Here is a 15629-nt window from a genome sequence, read left to right on the forward strand (position 1 = left end):
ACGGCTGCCTGTCGGGACCGAAAGGCCAGTAGGTAACGCTTAGGTAACGCATTCTTCCGAAACCCTGAAAAAGGGCCGTTTCGGCAATCCCTTGAACGCTAGTACCTATAGAGGCCGCTTCGGTGGTTTCCCTTTCGGTGGGGCGCGTGCGGCCGGGTCGATTCAGCAACCTTGACGGGTATCTGAGTCGGCCTGGTCCCGCCCCAACGGACTCGCGTCCTCGCCAGCGACGCACACATAATCTTGGCCCGTTCTTTGAGTTCACCCATGCTGGCGCACTGGGGTGGGTTCAGAGAACGGGCCTTTTCGTTTTTCAGGAAGGCGAATCCGCTATGTCCTTTACCCAGACTCAGACCCGGCCAGACGGTCACGTTCGTATGATCGTCCGTGAATACTGCATCGCTTGCCACAGCGCGCGCCGGTTCCCTAACCAGTTCAAGAACGGTTCCCCGACGTGTGATCGCTGTGTGCGGGAAGCCACCCGCCAGGCTATGGCGAAGATGGCTGCCCGGTGAACGAGACGAAGACGTGTACGAAGTGCGGGCAGGCGAAGCCGAAAGGGGAGTACGGGAAGAGCGGGACGCGCGACGGTAAGCAGCTTTACCGGCCGCTCTGCAAGGCGTGTAAGCGGGCCGCTGACGCTGGGTACCGGGCCGAGAATGCCGAAGCACGACGCGAGTGCCAGGCCGGTTACCGCGCAGTGAACCGGACCCGATGGGCCCATGGCGAAGGCGACTTGAACGCGCCGAAGCAATGCCGGACAACGGACGGTTGCGGGCGCTGGCTAAAGCGCGGCGACTTCCACGTAAAGCGCGATCGTCCCGACGGGCGGGAATCTTACTGCCGCACCTGTGCAGCCATCCGCCGCGCGAACCGGGGCTACCGCAAAGCCTGCCGCAAGGCGCACGGCGAACCGGTCGGGGCGACGTGCTATCTCTGCGACTCGACGATTACCAGCGACGCCGTGCCACATGTCGACCATCTGATTCCGCGTTCACTAGGTGGCGGAGACGAACCGTTCAACCTTCGATGGACTCACGGCCGGTGCAACGTGAAGCGAAATAACCGGCTGTCCACGCTGGGGGAAGCCCTTCGGCTTATGCCTGGCCTGCTGCCTGCCGACTACCCGCTTGTCATAGCCAATAGAAACGTGATCGCCGTATGACCGACTACACACCCGCTGACCTAGACCTAGTCTTCGCGTGGCTTCGTGCGCGCACGCTCGATATTCGCGATGCGAAGCCGCTGCCTCTATTCATCGCTACAGCGAAGATCCGGCGGTATGCGATTGCCACGGGTCGCGACTTCGGTGCGTGGCCGAACCAAAGGGCAGTGAAGGCACTACTTACGCAGGCCGGTTACCGGTCAACGTCCGTGCGCGGGCCTAGCGGTCTGCGGCACGCATTCCACGGTATCGACGCGCTGCCCGACGACGCGCCGGACATAGCCGACTGACCTAATCGAAGATCCGACCGGGGCACCTACTTCCGCTGTAGGTGCCCTTTCCTGTACGCCAATCTAAGGACCTAGAACCATGACCTTCGCCTCTACCACTTCGCACCACTTCGACGCTCGCCAGACGGCCGCCGAGGCCCTTCGTGCCCTCACGCAGCGCGGTATCAAGACTGTCGCCGATAGGGCGCGTGAGGCTGAGCTACTGGCGACCATTTCCCGGCATGACCGTGCAGCCCGCGACGCCATCGACAACGCTGCTAAGCGTGAGCGCTCGCAGGCCCGGAACTTCGCTAATCAGGCCGCTTCGCGCGCTGGCATTCAGGCCGTGACCGACGAGCCCGCCGCCCGGTCCCTTGACGACGTCGCGCCGCTCGGCGTTTCCGTCCGCTCGACCGATTGGACCGGCGTTGACTCGTCCGACACCACGGTTACCGAGACGCTGAACGCTGCCGGTAAGGGCTCGCGACTGCTCGACCTTGTGGCTTCGTTTCCTTTCCAGTCGCTCCGTGGTCGCATCGCTGTCGATCCTCGGATCACTGCCGACTCGACCGGCCGGAATGACCCGCTCGCCGCACTCGCGAACCCGGTTCAGTCGGGCGTCTTTGAGGCTGCCAAGATCTCCGCTTTCGTGTCCGCCGACCGGGACGAGTTGACCGACTTCCCGGTCACTGAGACGGCCGTCAGCAATGGGCTAACTGCTGCTGTAGGGCAGCGAGTTGATGACTTCCTACTGAACGGCGCGGTGACCACGGACAACACCTTCGAGGGCCTGCTAGACGGCGCTGTCGATACCGCCGTTCCTGCCGTTGACGCAAAGGCCCTACTCGACGCTGCGGCGCGCGTTCAGGACTCCGGTTCCGACGCAACGCACATCGTTGCCCGGCCGTCTGAGATCGCCGCCATTGTGGCGAACGTGGACGGCTCGAAGCTCGACCGGCTACCGGCGCTACTCGCTATCCCGGACCTTGCCGACGGGTCGGTCGTAATTCCGGTCGGAAAGGTTCTGGTTGGCGACCTGTCGTCTGTCGCTGTCGCCATTCGCGCACAGCTTGAGTTCATGTCGACGACCGATCACCCGGACGTGCACGACGTCGACGCCGTTCTCATGGGTGCTCGCACTCGCGTCGGTAACCCGAAGATCGCGACCCCCGGTCGCATTCAGACCCTGACCGTCTCGGCGGGCTAATCCGATGGTCGACGAAGAGTCGGCCGCCCCCGCTCGACGTCGCCAGGCTGAGCAATTGAGCCCGGCGGCGTCGGCGCGTAGGGCTGCCTTTTGGACCGTGTCCGGTGAGCGCGAATGGTGCGACCGTACGGCTACCGAAGTTCTTAACAGAACGTCCGCCCGTGAAGGGTGGGACGGCAAGTGGGTGTGCAGGTACGGGAGATGCGATGACGGGGTGAATTTCACTACGGACCCGCTGCACCCGCCGAGTGAGCTAACTCTGACGCATGTTTCACGGGTGCTTGAGCGGTACCGCGTAAAGCTGGTCCCGGTCCGCGATAAGCGGATACCGGAGGAATGGGCCCGCAACACCGACCGGGCGCCGGTCTGCCGAGACTGCCGAAATGCGATGCGTGACTTCGTCATGTGGGACGACTAACCCAGGAGGTACCCGCGTGCTTAAGCGCATCCTTGCTCGCTTCGCAGCGTGGCGTAAGGCCCCGTTCGATCCGGCTTCCGACCCGCTACTAATCGCCTTCGCTGCCCGTCTCGCGAAGGTTCATCGGACCTCGCCCCCGCTTTGCGAATGCTGCGACGCGTACGGGCATATCGACGCGCTCGCCGTTGCCTATCGGCCGGACAGCGCACAGACGAAGAGCGACGTCCTAACGGTCTGTCTCGGATGCGCCGGGGACCTAGACCTAGTCGCGCTCCCTGTCCGCGTAGGGGCCGAACTACACAGGTCTGTCAGGCCCGTTGAGCGTGCGCCGGTAGTCGTGCTCGACGTCGGCGAGCCGGTCTCGTATGAGCCGGTCGAAGAGCCTACCGAATACCGGTACGTCAGTCCCCGACGCGCTGCCAATTCGCCGCGCCGAGCAACCCTTTAAGGAGAGACCTTGCACGAATACGAAGAGCAGACAGCGAACGATGCGCTAGGCATCCTGGCCGATTACTGCGTTGTCCCGAAGAACACTGCCGAGCGAACGCGACTGTACGCGGCTCTGGAAATCCTCCGGCGTCTCGACGATCGACCGGCCGAGCTATGACCCTTCGACAATGGATCGTTAGGCAGCGTGGCCGACAGGACCATATTGGAGCCCTTGCCGACGCTCTTACCGGCGCTCCGGCTTCGGCCCCGACGCGCCGTATTCCTCTCACTGTTGACCGGCTTCGAGAGCATGCCGAAGCGATCGGTGTTCCCTTGTGGATGGTCTATGCGGCAGCCGGTGAGTACGAGAGACAGCGCACCATCCGATAAGCCATGCCCCCTTGCCTGGCACCTACTGCCGAAGTAGGTGGGTAGGGGGGTGCTCCTCGAATCGGGGGGATTCAAGAGAGGGAGGGGGGCCTATGCGTACCCGGTGCATAGACAGCGCACACGCTAAGTGTGGTGGGTGGGTTGAGTATGGCCACGGCTCACGCTGCCGAGCATGTGAGTCCGAATACCGCGCGAGGAAGAACGCGACCAATCGGAGCGTGCGGAAGCAACGCCTATCGACTGGCGACGGCGCACAGCAGCGCGTACGAAAGGCACTGAACAAAGCCGGGTCGGCGACATGCTCGAAGTGTCGTCAGCCTTTCCCCGCATCCGGCCTAGACGTTGACCACATCTACGCGCTGTCGAAAGGTGGCAAAGACATCGTGAGCAACCTTCAATTGCTTTGCCATGAATGCCATCGACTCAAGACGCGCGACGAGCGGACCGGGGGCCGGTAACCGGGTCAGAAGTTGGTGAAATTGCCTGCTGGCGAGCCCGGCCCAAGCTCTCCGTTTACGCGCGTGACGCCCTCACCCGCCGGGGCTGTCCGGCATCCCAACCGATCATCACTCCGGAGGAATCCACCATGCCAATCAAGCAATGCCAGCACGCCCCTTGTGGCAAGCCGTTCCCGCCGGGCACGGACCGGCGCAAGCGGTACTGCGATGACACATGCCGGAAGGCTGCCAATCGCGCTGTAAAAGCTTCCCAGGGGCCGACCCTGGCCACGGTCCACCCGATATCCCCGGTGGTCGGAGAGGCCGATTCACAGCCTTTGGCCGAGGACGTTGTGAAGCTGTGGGAACGGTTCATGAATCACGTCACGACGGATGGCCTAATGGTCATGGGCACGGCCGGTGTCCCGGTTGCTCACCCGCTCTTGCGGAATTTCACCGGCCTGTACGCAGCGATGAAAGAGCAGACCGGTTCCGGTCCGGTCGAGCCTGCCGACGAATTCGAAAAGATCATGTCCGCTGCGCGTAAGCGGGTGGCCGAAATCCAGGCAGCTGAGGAAGCGAGCTACCGATGAACACAGACCTAGCCGACATCGTGTGCGTCATCATTCGGTCTGAACTCGGCCCGATGGAACACGAGTTGTTCCCCGCGTTCGTTGCGACGTTCGCCGTCATCCATGGACGAATGCCGACTGTCGACGACCTGTACGCGTCGGCTTCGTGCCCATGCTGTTTCTGACTGTCCGGCCCCCGTGGCTTGCCTTCGCTGGCAGGCTCGCGGGGGCCTTTCTGTGTTACGGGGCGTGTTCAGAGAATCGGACATTATTGGGCACAGGTCCGGCCGGCTGGGGCCCTTTCGTCACGTTCGGTAGTGGTATTGACACACTGCCGAAACCATGCTATACGCCGTCGGTCTCGCCAGGCTCCGCCGTCTGCTCGCCGGTCGCGACGAAAGTTCCGCGCTGGGGCACCGTGAACACTTCCCCGGCTTCGACCAATACGGCGATGGCTCGCCGGACCGTTGTTCGCGCGATGCCGTACTGCTGCACCAACTGGGTTTCCGACGCCATGGCTCGCCCCGGTGCCCAGTCGCCGCGAGCGATACGCGCACGAAGGATCTCGGCAAGTTGGCGGTACGGGGTGAGGGGTGCCCCGTGATCAATCTCGGCGTCCGGATCAATGGCCATGGCTCGACGCTAGGCGTGTGCCAATGTGTGAGCACTTCGAGCTACGTAGCGACACGTAGCGATACAAGCCGATACGATTCCGTGAAACCCAAAAGGGTGCCCCGGCGACAGGGCGAACTGTCCCGGGGCGTGGCCGACGCTGCTTAAGGAGCGCCAACGTGTGTGAGCTTATCCGCCGCCTGTTCGACCTGCTGTTCCCGTCCCGTGGAAAGCATCGGTCGGGACCCGTTCCCGAACCGGTCCCCGCTGTCGCTCCGGTCCGGCCATCCGTCTGGAGAGAGCCGAAGCATGCTTACCGGCTCGACGCTGAAGACGTCGCCATGGTGCGCCCGTACGTCGTTGCCTGGGAGCGCGAAAGGGAACGTCTGCGGCAGCGAGACAGGCGCACTGCGCTAATTCTCGCAACGGCCGGAGTCGACTTCCTGGGGGTATCCGCATGAGCGCCGAACTTCGACTTCTCCCGTGGCCCGGTGCGGACGGGCGACGTGCCTACCTGGCGACCGATGACGCGACCGGCTTCGTGTCCCGGCTCGCCGACTCCATCGAAGCGGCCCAGCTCGACACGGGGGCCGAAGTCCTGGCCCACGTACGCGACTTGCTCGAAGTGCCCAGGGCTACGAGCGGTGAACTCCGGTTCGCTGTACGCCGGTTGGCTGAGTGCCTAGACGATGCCCTTCGCGTGGCCGAGTCGCGCGGCGCACGCCTGCCGACGCTCGACGAGAAGGGCGACGATGACGGCCCAAAGCTTCCTGCCGCCGCCTTCGAGTGACCCGCTCGAAGAGGGACAGGCACCCGGCTTCGTACTGCGGGCAATGCGCCGGACACGGGTCCGTGTGGTGCGACTCCTGTTGCGGCTTCGGCGGGTGCGAGCGGTGCAACTTCACGGGGCGTCTGCCGTGCCCGGTCTGCGTAGGCGGTGACGCTGAGCCGCTCAGGTGGTGAGCGGCCTTAGACGGCCCCTGTCGTGCGGTGGCCGATGGCGTGCGGCAGGGGCTTACCCATGTCCCCACCTGGGACGACGAAGCCCGCTACCCTAGAACTGGTAGTTACGAGTGTTCGGGTCGGCCAGGACGTGCCAGTCCTCCTCGCCGGTCTGGCCGACGTCGGCGGGCCTGGCGCCGAGGGCGAGCAGGCGTTCCAGTTCGGCGTCCTGGTCGCGGTCGGTGGCGTTGACGTCGATGTGCAGTCGTAGCTGTGCGGTCTTCGGGGCGCTGTTGGGGCTGAGGACGAGGGTGGGCCGCAGGCCGCCGAAGCCGGTGTCGGGCGGCCCGATCTCGATGCTTCCGTCGTCCTCGCGGCCGAGTTCGACGTAGCCGAGCACCCCGCCCCAGAAGACGGCGAGCCGCTCGGGGTCGGCGGCTTCGATGACCAGCTCACTGATGCGGCATGCCATGCCCCCAGTGTATGTACGGCCCTCGGCGCCCGACCCGTCTCCGCGCCACGGGCATGTGCGGCCGGGCGCGGAGGAGTTGCCCCGCCCGTGGGCCGTCCCGCACCATTCCGGTCTGTGACCCTCTTGGACGAGAACGACTCCGTACGCCGCCCGCTCGCCCTGATCACCGGAGTGGGCCGCACCGTCGGCATCGGCGCGGGCATCGCCGGGCAGCTCGCGGCGTCGGGCTGGGACGTCGCCTTCACCTACTGGACCCCCTACGACCGGCGCATGGACTGGGGCGTGGAGCGGGGGGCCACCGAAGCGATAGCCCGGACGCTCACCGAGCACGGCGCGGCGCACGCGGCGATCGAGGCGGACCTGAGCGACCCGGACGCCCCCTCCCGGATCTACGACGAGACGGAGCGCCGCCTGGGGCCCGTCACCGCGCTCGTGATGTGCCACTGCGAGTCGGTCGACTCCGGGCTGCTCGACACCACCATCGAGAGCTTCGACCGGCACTTCGCCGTGAACACCCGTGCCACCTGGCTGATGATCCGCGAATTCGGCCTGCGCTTCCGCGGTACGCCCGGCACCGGCCGGATCGTCGCCCTCACCAGCGACCACACGGTCGGCAACGTCCCCTACGGGGCCAGCAAGGGCGCCCTGGACCGCATCACCCTGGCCGCCGCGCACGAGCTCTCCCACCTCGGCGTGACCGCCAACACCGTCAACCCCGGCCCGGTGGACACGGGCTGGATGTCCCCGGAGGCGAAGGAGGGGCTCACCGCGGCCACCCCGCTCGGCCGCCTCGGCACCCCGCGGGACACCGCGCACCTCGTGGACTTCCTCTGCTCACCGCAGGGGCAGTGGGTCAACGGCCAGCTGCTCAAGAGCAACGGCGGTCTCGGTCAGTGACTACAACCATGGCGTTCCCTCGCGAGTCCTGATCATCGGTAGTCGCATTCCTGCCACAGACGATCAGGACCGAAGGAACGAATGAACCGACCCAGAGGCACGACGGTCGCCACCGCGAGCGCCGTCGTACTCGCCACCGCGGGCAGCCTGCTCACCGCGGCGACCCCCGCCTCCGCCGCCGTGACCTGCGCGTCGCCCGTCTTCAAGCGGACGTTCTACGCGAACACCGCCTTCACCGGGACCCCCAAGGGCACGGACTGCGATTCCGTGATCGACCAGAACTGGGGGACCGGCGCCCCCGGTTACAAGGGCATGCCCACCAACAACTTCGGCGTCCGCTGGTCCATGACCCGCGACTTCGGATCCGGTGGGCCCTTCGCCTTCACCGCCACCTCCCTCGACGGCATCCGCGTCTACGTCGACGGCGTCCGCAAGGTCGACGTGTGGAAGAACGTCTCCACCGCCGTCTCCAAGACCGTCAACGTGACCATCCCGTCGGGGAAGCACAGCCTCCGCGTCGACTTCGTCAACTGGACCGGCTCGGCCAAGGTCAAGTTCGCGTACACGCCGCGCACCACGGCGACCGTCGACAAGGTCAAGCCGCTCGTCCCCACCGGGACCACCGCGGCGTACAGCACGACGACCATGTCCACGAAGGTCGGCTGGGCCGCGAACAAGGAGATGGACCTCGCCGGGTACCGCGTGTACCGCCGGCTGAAGGGCGCCTCCTATCCCACGAAGCCGGTCGCGACCACGACCGCCACCTCGTGGACCGACACGGCCGTCCCGAAGGACGGCAACGTCTACTACTACGAGGTCCGCGCCTACGACAAGGCCGGCAACACCTCCTCGGGCACCGCCGACCTCGGCGTCACCACCGTCGACCACACCGCCCCCGCCGCCCCGAAGGGCGTCGAGGACAACTGGGCCATGGGCAGCCCCACCAAGATCACCCTTTACTGGGACAGCAACACCGAGCCCGACTTCGCCGAGTACCGGGTCTACCGCTCGACGTCCCTGCCGGTCGCCCTCACCCCGGCGAACCGGCTGGCCTCCTCGGGCGGCGGCTACACCGGACCGCTGCCGCAGACCGGTGACATCTACTACTACGTCGTCACCGCCGTCGACACGCACGGCAACGAGTCCCCGGCCTCGGGCTCCGCCGAGTACTACAGCGACGACCTGACGGGCCCGGTCGACACCCCGCTCGGCACCCGGGTCACGGAGGGCGAGACCGGCGTCACCGTCACCTGGGACGCCTCCGAGGGGACCAGCTCCGACTTCGCGGGCTGGTCGGTGTTCCGGTCGCTCAAGCCGCGCGCCGGCGGAATCACGGTGTGGGAGATCGCCCAGGGGCTCAGGGGCACCACCACCTTCGTCGACAACACCGTGCAGCCCGGCACCACCTACTACTACTGGGTGGTCGCCAAGGACTGGGAGGGCAACCCGGGCACCTCGTCCACCGACCTCAAGGTCGCCGTCGCGGGCAACACGACCGCGCCCGCCGCGATCGAGGGCGTCACCACGGTCCCGAAGGCGAACGGCGTCACGGTCTCCTGGAAGGCGAGCGGCGACCCGTCCCTCGACCACTACCGGGTGCTGCGCGGCACGTTCACCGACGGGCAGTGGGACTGGACCCCGGTGGGTGACCGCACGAACGAGGGCCCGCGGGTCACCGGGACGGCCTTCCACGACGTCACACCCGCCGACGGTCAGCAGGTGCGCTACAGCGTCGTGGGCGTCGACCAGTACGGCAACCAGCTGTCCCCTGACAGCGGCGCGACCGTCACCGCTGTCACCGAGCTGGACCTCCGTCCGACGGCCCCGCCCGCCACCGGCTCGCCCTTCAAGTGGGTCCGCTCCAACGGGCCGAGCTACTTCAACCTGTACCTCGAAGACACCAAGAACGAGAACGGCAGCGAGGCCACCGGGTTCAACGTCCGCCGCTGGAACCCGGCGACAGGGACGTTCGACCTCCTCGGCACGGGCGAGATCTACTACCCCATGTCGTGGCACGACGCCGACCAGCCGAAGGCGACCACGCTCTTCTACCGCTTCACCGTCGTATACGCGGACGGCACGGAGTCGGGCGCGACCGAGATCGCCGGCGCGATCGCCTGAGCCGGGGAGCCGTACCCGGGGCACCGGTCAACGCCCCGGGTACGGCTCCCCACAGGCGCTGCAGAACGCGGGATCCCGGTCCGCCGACAGCCGTCCGCACCCCGGGCAGACCAGGTCCAGCATGCACGGGGCCTCGCCGCCCTCGTACGCCGTCTCCGGGGCCCGGACCGCCGGCTTGATCGTCAGCCCCGGACGGCGGCGGTGCACCGTCAGGTACGTCAGACCCTGCGGCCCCGCCTCCAGGGCGCGGCGGGAGGTGCGGGGCAGCCAGGTGACCGTGGTCGGGGCGAGGTCCAGGGTGCCGCCGCCCGTACGCAGGCTGCCGCCACCGGCGAGGACGACCAACAGCACGTCCAAGAGGTCCTCCTGGTGCTCGCCCACCCCGGCGTCCGGTGGCAGGTGCACGACGTTGGCGTCCAACTCCCGCCCCTGCTCGGCGAGATGCCACAGGGCTCCGCGTTCACCGGGGGCGGCGGAGGCCAGCAGCTCGTCCAGCACGGCCAGTACTCTCGGGGTGGCGTTCATGCCGCTGCCTCCTCGTCGTACCGCTCACGGGCCTCGTGGACCTGGTCGAAGTGGGTCTCCGCCCAGGTCTTCACCGCGAACAGCAGATCGCTCAGGCTGCGCCCGAGGTCCGTCAGTTCGTAGTCGACGCGGACGGGCACGGACGGCGTCACGGTGCGCGTGACGAGGCCGTCGCGCTCCAGTGCGCGCAGCGACTGGGTCAGCATCTTCTGGCTCACCCCGGCGATCCTGCGGCCGAGGTCGCTGTAGCGCATCGGGCCCTCGCGCAGGGCGCTGACGATGAGGCTGACCCACTTGTCGCCGAGGCGGCCGAGCAGCTGGTTGGTCGGGCAGTCCCTGAGGTACGCGTCGTACGCGAATCGGGCTTCCTCGCGGCGCTGGGCCGCCGTGCGTGTCGCCATGGGATCGCTGCCTCCGGTCCTACCTGTGGGTGGCCTACGCACCTCGAAGTACGTACTTACCGAAAGAGAGTAACTCTTCCTAGGTTTGTGGGGCGGGAGGAACCCGCACCGTCCGCGGTGGTTCAGCGGCTCAGGGATCCAGGGAGATATCGATATGCGTGCTGTGGTGGTCAGGTCGTTCGGCGGGCCCGAGGTCGTGGAGGTCGTGGAGACGGCGCTGCCCGAGCCCGGTCCGGGTCAGGTACGGATCAAGGTGGCGGCGGCGGCCCTCAACCCGGTGGACGCGGCGTACGGCGCCGGTGTCCTCGTGCCGCTGCCCGAGAGCGGTGCGCTGGGGCTCGGCTGGGACGTGGCGGGGACCGTGGACACGGTGGGGGCGGGGGCGCCGTTCGCCGCCGGGGCCGAGGTGGTGGCGCTGGCCTACGGGCCGGGGACGGTCAAGGCGCAGGCCGACCACGTGGTGGTGGACAGCTCGGCGGTCGCGCCCGCCCCGGCCTCGGTGGACGCGGTCCTCGCGTCGAGCGTGCCGCTGAACACCCTGACCGCCGCGCAGGCGCTCGACCTGCTGGACCTGGCCCCCGGATCCACCCTGCTGGTCACGGGTGCGGCGGGCGCGGTCGGCGGATACGCGGTGCAGCTCGCCCACCGGGCCGGGATCACGGTGACCGGGGTGGCCGGGGCCGCCGACGAGGAGCTCGTACGGTCCTTCGGCGCGGCCCGGTTCGTGGAACGCGGCGCACCGGCGGGCCCGTTCGACGCGGTGCTCGACGCGGCCGTGCTGGGCGCCGACGCCCTGGCGCACGTCCGGGACGGCGGGGACTACGTGGGCGTCATCCCGCACGCCGTCCCTGTGGGCGTGCGTGGCATCCGGGTCCAGGCCGTGGAGGTGACCGCCGACGGAAACCGGCTCGCCGAGCTGGTGAAGCTGGTCGACGAGGGCGTTCTCACCCCCCGGGTGGCGCGTACGTACCCCCTGGAACAGGCACCCGAGGCGTACCGCCGTCTCGCGGAGGGCGGCGTACGCGGACGGCTCGTCCTGGTCCCCTGAGACATCCGGTCAGGAGGGGCGGGCGGACGGGACGCCTCCGTAAGTGGAGGCGTTCTCCCTCCTGGCCGAAACCGCCGGACGGGGCCGATAATCGCTGTACTCTCGGCCGAATGATCCAGCCCACGTCCTCGCCTTCATGGGGCTCGGACGCCGAGTGTGTGGCGCTCACCCGCACCCTGCGCCGCCGCGGCACCGTCGTCCTGTCGGTGTTCGCCCTCGTCTGGGCCTTCGCCGGCGCGTCCGGACTGGCGTCGTCCGGTGCGGCCCTGGCCGTCGGGATCGCCGCCGTGCCCCTCGCGGCCGTGGCGGTCCTCCTCGCGTACCGCAAGGGGGCGGCCCCGTCGCCCCGCCCGGTGAACCTGCCGGACAACTGGGCGCGTTCGGTCGGAATCGTCAACGTCGTCGAGTTCGCGGCGATCCTCGCGGTCGTCGCGGCGTCCAACGCCTCCGGCCACCCCGCCTTCGTCCCGCCCGCGGTGGCCCTGGTGGTGGGCCTGCACTTCTTCCCGCTCGCCCGCCTCTACGACCAGTGGCAGTACCGGGTGACGGCGATCGCACTGAGCGCCGTGGCCGTCGTCGGGCTCGCGCTCATCGCGGCCGGCCTGTCCGACGAGGGCGTGCGGGCCGTCGTGGGCCTGGCCTCCGCTGCGACCCTGTGGGCGACCGCGTACCACGTGGCCGTCAGGGGCTGACTACGCTGATCCCCCTCGCAGCCCAGGCCGAGGAGGACGCCACCGTGGACCGTGAGCCGGACGGGAAGTACCCGCCGACCGAGCCCCACGGCCGGGGCATGCTCGACGTCGGCGACGGCAACCTCGTGTACTGGGAGGTCTGCGGCAACCCGGCGGGCAAGCCCGCCCTCGTCGTCCACGGCGGCCCCGGCTCCGGATGCGGCCCCCGGGCCCGCCGCTACTTCGACCCGGACCTGTACCGCGTGGTCCTCTTCGACCAGCGCAACTGCGGCCGCTCCACCCCGCACGCGAGCGACCCGGCCGCCGACCTGCGGCACAACACGACGGCCCACCTGATCGCCGACATGGAGCGGCTGCGCATCCACCTCGGCATCGGCAACTGGCTGCTGTACGGGGGTTCCTGGGGTTCCACGCTGATCCTGGCGTACGCCGAGCGGTACCCGGAACGGGTCTCCGAGATCGTGATCCCGGCGGTGACGACGACCCGGCGCAGCGAGATCGACTGGCTCTACCGGGGCGCCGGGCAGATCTTCCCCGAGGCCTGGGACCTCTTCCGGGCGGGCGTCCCGGAGGCGGAGGGGCCGGAGGGCCTGGTCGCCGCGTACGCCCGGCGGACGGAAAGCCCCGACCCGGACGTACGGGCGAGGGCGACGGCCGACTGGTGCGCCTGGGAGGACGCGGTCCTGTCCATGGAGACGTACACCGGCCCGCCCCCGTACACCGGCCGGCCCGGCCGCGACCAGCTGGCGTTCGTACGGATCTGCGCGCACTACTTCGCGCACGCCGCGTGGCTGGAGGAGGGACAGCTGATCCGTGACGCGCACCGCCTCGCCGGTATCCCCGGTGTGCTGGTGCACGGCCGCTTCGACCTGGGCGGGCCGCTGACCACCGCCTGGGAGCTCGCGAAGGCCTGGCCGGACGCGGAACTGACGGTCATCGAGGACGCGGGCCATCTGGGCGGCCCCGCGACCACCCGCGCGGTTCTCGCCGCGCTGGACCGGTTCGCGCGGCCCGCCTGAGATCACCCCTTGCTTCGAGCGCGCTCGAAGGCGTTGGCTTGGGGGTCATGAAGTACACGCAGCTCGGACGCACCGGACTCAAAGTCAGCCGCCTCGTCCTCGGGACGATGAACTTCGGCCCCCAGACCAACGAGAGCGACAGCCACACCCTCATGGACGCCGCCCTCGAAGCGGGCGTCAACTTCTTCGACACCGCGAACGTCTACGGCTGGGGCGAGAACAAGGGCCGCACCGAGGAGATCCTCGGCACCTGGTTCGCCCAGGGCGGCAACCGCCGCGACAAGGTCGTCCTCGCCACCAAGGTCTACGGCAGCATGGCCGCCGAGGGCGACCCGTGGCCCAACTACGACAAGCTGTCCGCCGTCAACATCCGCCGGGCCGTCGACGCCAGCCTCAAGCGCCTCCAGACGGACCACATCGACCTGTACCAGTTCCACCACGTCGACCGGTCCACCCCGATCGAGGAGATCTGGCAGGCCGTCGACGTACTGATCCAGCAGGGCAAGATCCTGTACGCGGGCTCGTCCAACTTCGCGGGCTACAAGATCGCCCAGGCCAACGAGGTCGCCAGGCAGCGGGGCAGCTACGGCCTGGTCAGCGAGCAGTGCATCTACAACCTGATGGAGCGGGGGGCCGAGATGGAGGTCATCCCGGCCGCCCAGGAGTACGGCCTCGGCGTCATCCCGTGGTCGCCGCTGCACGGCGGGCTGCTCGGCGGCGCGATCCGCAAGGAGCGTGACGGCGGCGGCGCCCGGTCCACCTCGGGCCGGTCCGCCGAGGCACTGGCCGACCCGAAGGTGCGGGCACAGGTCCAGGCGTACGAGGACCTGCTGGAGAAGCACGGCCTGGAGCCCGGCGAGGCCGGCCTGGCCTGGCTGCTGACCCGCCCGGGGATCACGGGCCCGATCTCCGGACCGCGTACCCGGGAGCAGCTCGACTCCGCACTGCGCGCCGTGGAACTGGAGCTGTCGGACGAGGTGCTGACCGCGCTGGACGAGATCTTCCCGGGCCCGGGCCCGTCGCCGGAGAACTTCGCCTGGTAGCCGGCTCGCGCGTCCGTCCCCGGCGGGCTCAGCCCCCGAGGGCGGACGCCGCCGCCACGACGACGAACATCAGTACGAGCACGGCGGCCATGATGCGGTTTCTGGTCTTGGGATCCACCCGACGAGCCTAACCGGCCCGCTCAGCGCCCCAGCGGCCAGGCCCGCACCACCTCGTACCGCGGCCGCTCCCCCGGCACCCCTGCCACCGGCAGATCGCTGCGTACGAGGCTGAGCTCCCCGGCCTCCCAGTGCAGGCCCTCGAAGCCGGCCAGGGCCTGGGTGAACGGCGTCAGATCCGTCTGGACACGGCTGCGGGCCAGGGTGAGGTGCGGGGTGTAGCGGCGGTGCTCCTCCATGGACACCCCGGCCCGCCGGGCGGCGGCATCGGCCCGCTCGGCCAGCAGCCGCAGCGTGTCCAGGCCGCCCGCGGCCCCCGCCCACAGCGCCCGCCCGTCGAACCTGCCGCTGCCGTGCACGCGCAGCGGGAACGGCTCGGTCCGGTGCGCGGCCCGCTCCATCCGGCTGTACAGATCGGGCAGCACCTCCTCCTCGACGTCCCCGAGGAAGGCCAGCGTGTAGTGCCAGCCCGCGCGTGCGGTCCAGCGGAGATCCAGGGCGCCCGGCAGGCCGTGCAGCGGGGCGACGGCCCCGGCCAGCTCGTCCGCCGCGGGTGCGGGCGGCAGGACGGCGGCGAAGAGTCTCTGGCTGCTCATGCGGCGAGTGTCGCAGCGTCCCGACGTGTCCTGGGTACCGGGCCTGTCGTCGTCCTACGCGGCTGCCCGCGCCGTGCGGCGGCGGGCCGACACCAGCGACGAGCGCACCTCGGACCTGATGTTCGAGTGGCTCGCCCACCCCGAGGGATTCAAGGTCGAGATCGTCGAGGGGACCGTCTACGTGTCGCCGCAACGGGACACACACTGGCAGATCATTCTCGATGACCGAAACGCGGACGCCGCCCTCTTAGGCGAGG

17 protein-coding genes and 1 pseudogene are annotated in these 15629 nt (G+C 68.6%); 13 read left to right on the forward strand and 5 right to left on the reverse strand.

Annotated features, from left to right (window positions below; translation table 11 throughout):
• Positions 1 to 511: 511 nt before the first annotated feature.
• The 5 genes from ACFWVP_RS17545 to ACFWVP_RS17565 all read left to right on the forward strand — a co-directional run bounded on the left by ACFWVP_RS17545 (position 512) and on the right by ACFWVP_RS17565 (position 4908).
• Positions 512 to 1165: an HNH endonuclease gene (locus ACFWVP_RS17545; RefSeq protein WP_384497563.1), complete on the forward strand. Its 654-nt coding sequence runs from the start codon at positions 512 to 514 to the stop codon at positions 1163 to 1165.
• A complete protein-coding gene (locus tag ACFWVP_RS17550) occupies positions 1162 to 1455 on the forward strand; it encodes a hypothetical protein (protein ID WP_384497565.1) in 294 nt (97 codons plus the stop codon). The genes ACFWVP_RS17545 and ACFWVP_RS17550 overlap by 4 nt, the downstream gene beginning before the upstream one ends.
• A 79-nt stretch (positions 1456 to 1534) precedes the next feature.
• A complete protein-coding gene (locus tag ACFWVP_RS17555; RefSeq protein ID WP_384497567.1) occupies positions 1535 to 2641 on the forward strand; it encodes a phage major capsid protein in 1107 nt (368 codons plus the stop codon).
• A gap of 1329 nt (positions 2642 to 3970) precedes the next feature.
• Positions 3971 to 4336 carry an HNH endonuclease gene (locus tag ACFWVP_RS17560; RefSeq protein ID WP_384497569.1) on the forward strand — a complete coding sequence of 122 codons (366 nt, stop codon included), beginning with the start codon at positions 3971 to 3973 and terminating at the stop codon, positions 4334 to 4336.
• 128 nt (positions 4337 to 4464) lie between these two features.
• Positions 4465 to 4908, forward strand: coding sequence for a hypothetical protein (locus tag ACFWVP_RS17565; protein WP_384497571.1), 444 nt, complete (start codon positions 4465 to 4467; stop codon positions 4906 to 4908).
• Positions 4909 to 5232: 324 nt separating this feature from the next.
• On the opposite strand, the gene ACFWVP_RS17570 is transcribed toward ACFWVP_RS17565, so the two are convergent.
• Positions 5233 to 5520 carry a GntR family transcriptional regulator gene (locus ACFWVP_RS17570; protein WP_384497573.1) on the reverse strand — a complete coding sequence of 96 codons (288 nt, stop codon included), beginning with the start codon at positions 5518 to 5520 and terminating at the stop codon, positions 5233 to 5235.
• A gap of 436 nt (positions 5521 to 5956) precedes the next feature.
• Here ACFWVP_RS17570 and ACFWVP_RS17575 point away from each other — a divergent pair, with 436 nt between their 5' ends.
• Complete coding sequence (locus tag ACFWVP_RS17575; RefSeq protein WP_384497575.1) at positions 5957 to 6289, forward strand: hypothetical protein; 333 nt, start codon at positions 5957 to 5959, stop codon at positions 6287 to 6289.
• Positions 6290 to 6553: 264 nt separating this feature from the next.
• Here ACFWVP_RS17575 and ACFWVP_RS17580 read toward each other — a convergent pair whose 3' ends face one another.
• Positions 6554 to 6913: a VOC family protein gene (locus ACFWVP_RS17580; protein ID WP_384497576.1), complete on the reverse strand. Its 360-nt coding sequence runs from the start codon at positions 6911 to 6913 to the stop codon at positions 6554 to 6556.
• Positions 6914 to 7027: 114 nt separating this feature from the next.
• Here ACFWVP_RS17580 and ACFWVP_RS17585 point away from each other — a divergent pair, with 114 nt between their 5' ends.
• Both ACFWVP_RS17585 and ACFWVP_RS17590 read left to right on the forward strand, forming a co-directional pair.
• A complete protein-coding gene (locus ACFWVP_RS17585) occupies positions 7028 to 7810 on the forward strand; it encodes an SDR family oxidoreductase (RefSeq protein ID WP_384497578.1) in 783 nt (260 codons plus the stop codon).
• 81 nt (positions 7811 to 7891) lie between these two features.
• Positions 7892 to 9931, forward strand: a complete 2040-nt coding sequence (locus ACFWVP_RS17590) for a PA14 domain-containing protein (RefSeq protein WP_384497579.1) — start codon at positions 7892 to 7894, stop codon at positions 9929 to 9931.
• 27 nt (positions 9932 to 9958) lie between these two features.
• Here the strand turns inward: ACFWVP_RS17590 and ACFWVP_RS17595 are convergent, their stop codons facing one another.
• Both ACFWVP_RS17595 and ACFWVP_RS17600 read right to left on the reverse strand, forming a co-directional pair.
• Positions 9959 to 10456: a hypothetical protein gene (locus ACFWVP_RS17595; RefSeq protein ID WP_384497580.1), complete on the reverse strand. Its 498-nt coding sequence runs from the start codon at positions 10454 to 10456 to the stop codon at positions 9959 to 9961.
• Positions 10453 to 10857 carry a winged helix-turn-helix transcriptional regulator gene (locus ACFWVP_RS17600; RefSeq protein WP_384497581.1) on the reverse strand — a complete coding sequence of 135 codons (405 nt, stop codon included), beginning with the start codon at positions 10855 to 10857 and terminating at the stop codon, positions 10453 to 10455. The genes ACFWVP_RS17595 and ACFWVP_RS17600 overlap by 4 nt, the downstream gene beginning before the upstream one ends.
• 154 nt (positions 10858 to 11011) lie before the next feature.
• Between ACFWVP_RS17600 and ACFWVP_RS17605 the strand changes: the two genes are divergently transcribed.
• The 4 genes from ACFWVP_RS17605 to ACFWVP_RS17620 all read left to right on the forward strand — a co-directional run bounded on the left by ACFWVP_RS17605 (position 11012) and on the right by ACFWVP_RS17620 (position 14659).
• Entirely contained in the window at positions 11012 to 11905 is an 894-nt protein-coding gene (locus ACFWVP_RS17605; protein ID WP_384497583.1) for an NADP-dependent oxidoreductase, read from the forward strand.
• A gap of 110 nt (positions 11906 to 12015) precedes the next feature.
• Complete coding sequence (locus ACFWVP_RS17610; RefSeq protein WP_384497585.1) at positions 12016 to 12597, forward strand: hypothetical protein; 582 nt, start codon at positions 12016 to 12018, stop codon at positions 12595 to 12597.
• Positions 12598 to 12641: 44 nt separating this feature from the next.
• Entirely contained in the window at positions 12642 to 13616 is a 975-nt protein-coding gene (gene pip, locus ACFWVP_RS17615; RefSeq protein ID WP_384497586.1) for a prolyl aminopeptidase, read from the forward strand.
• Positions 13617 to 13663: 47 nt separating this feature from the next.
• Positions 13664 to 14659, forward strand: coding sequence for an aldo/keto reductase (locus tag ACFWVP_RS17620; protein ID WP_384497588.1), 996 nt, complete (start codon positions 13664 to 13666; stop codon positions 14657 to 14659).
• Between the two features lie 140 nt (positions 14660 to 14799).
• On the opposite strand, the gene thpR is transcribed toward ACFWVP_RS17620, so the two are convergent.
• Positions 14800 to 15372: an RNA 2',3'-cyclic phosphodiesterase gene (gene thpR, locus ACFWVP_RS17625; protein ID WP_384497590.1), complete on the reverse strand. Its 573-nt coding sequence runs from the start codon at positions 15370 to 15372 to the stop codon at positions 14800 to 14802.
• Positions 15373 to 15490: 118 nt separating this feature from the next.
• Between thpR and ACFWVP_RS17630 the strand changes: the two are divergent.
• Positions 15491 to 15592: pseudogene (locus ACFWVP_RS17630) on the forward strand (Uma2 family endonuclease); the annotation flags it as partial.
• Between the last annotated feature and the right edge of the window lie 37 nt (positions 15593 to 15629).

The sequence above is a fragment of the Streptomyces sp. NPDC058637 genome (genome assembly GCF_042717325.1).
In the GTDB taxonomy this organism is placed as follows: Bacteria; Actinomycetota; Actinomycetes; order Streptomycetales; family Streptomycetaceae; genus Streptomyces.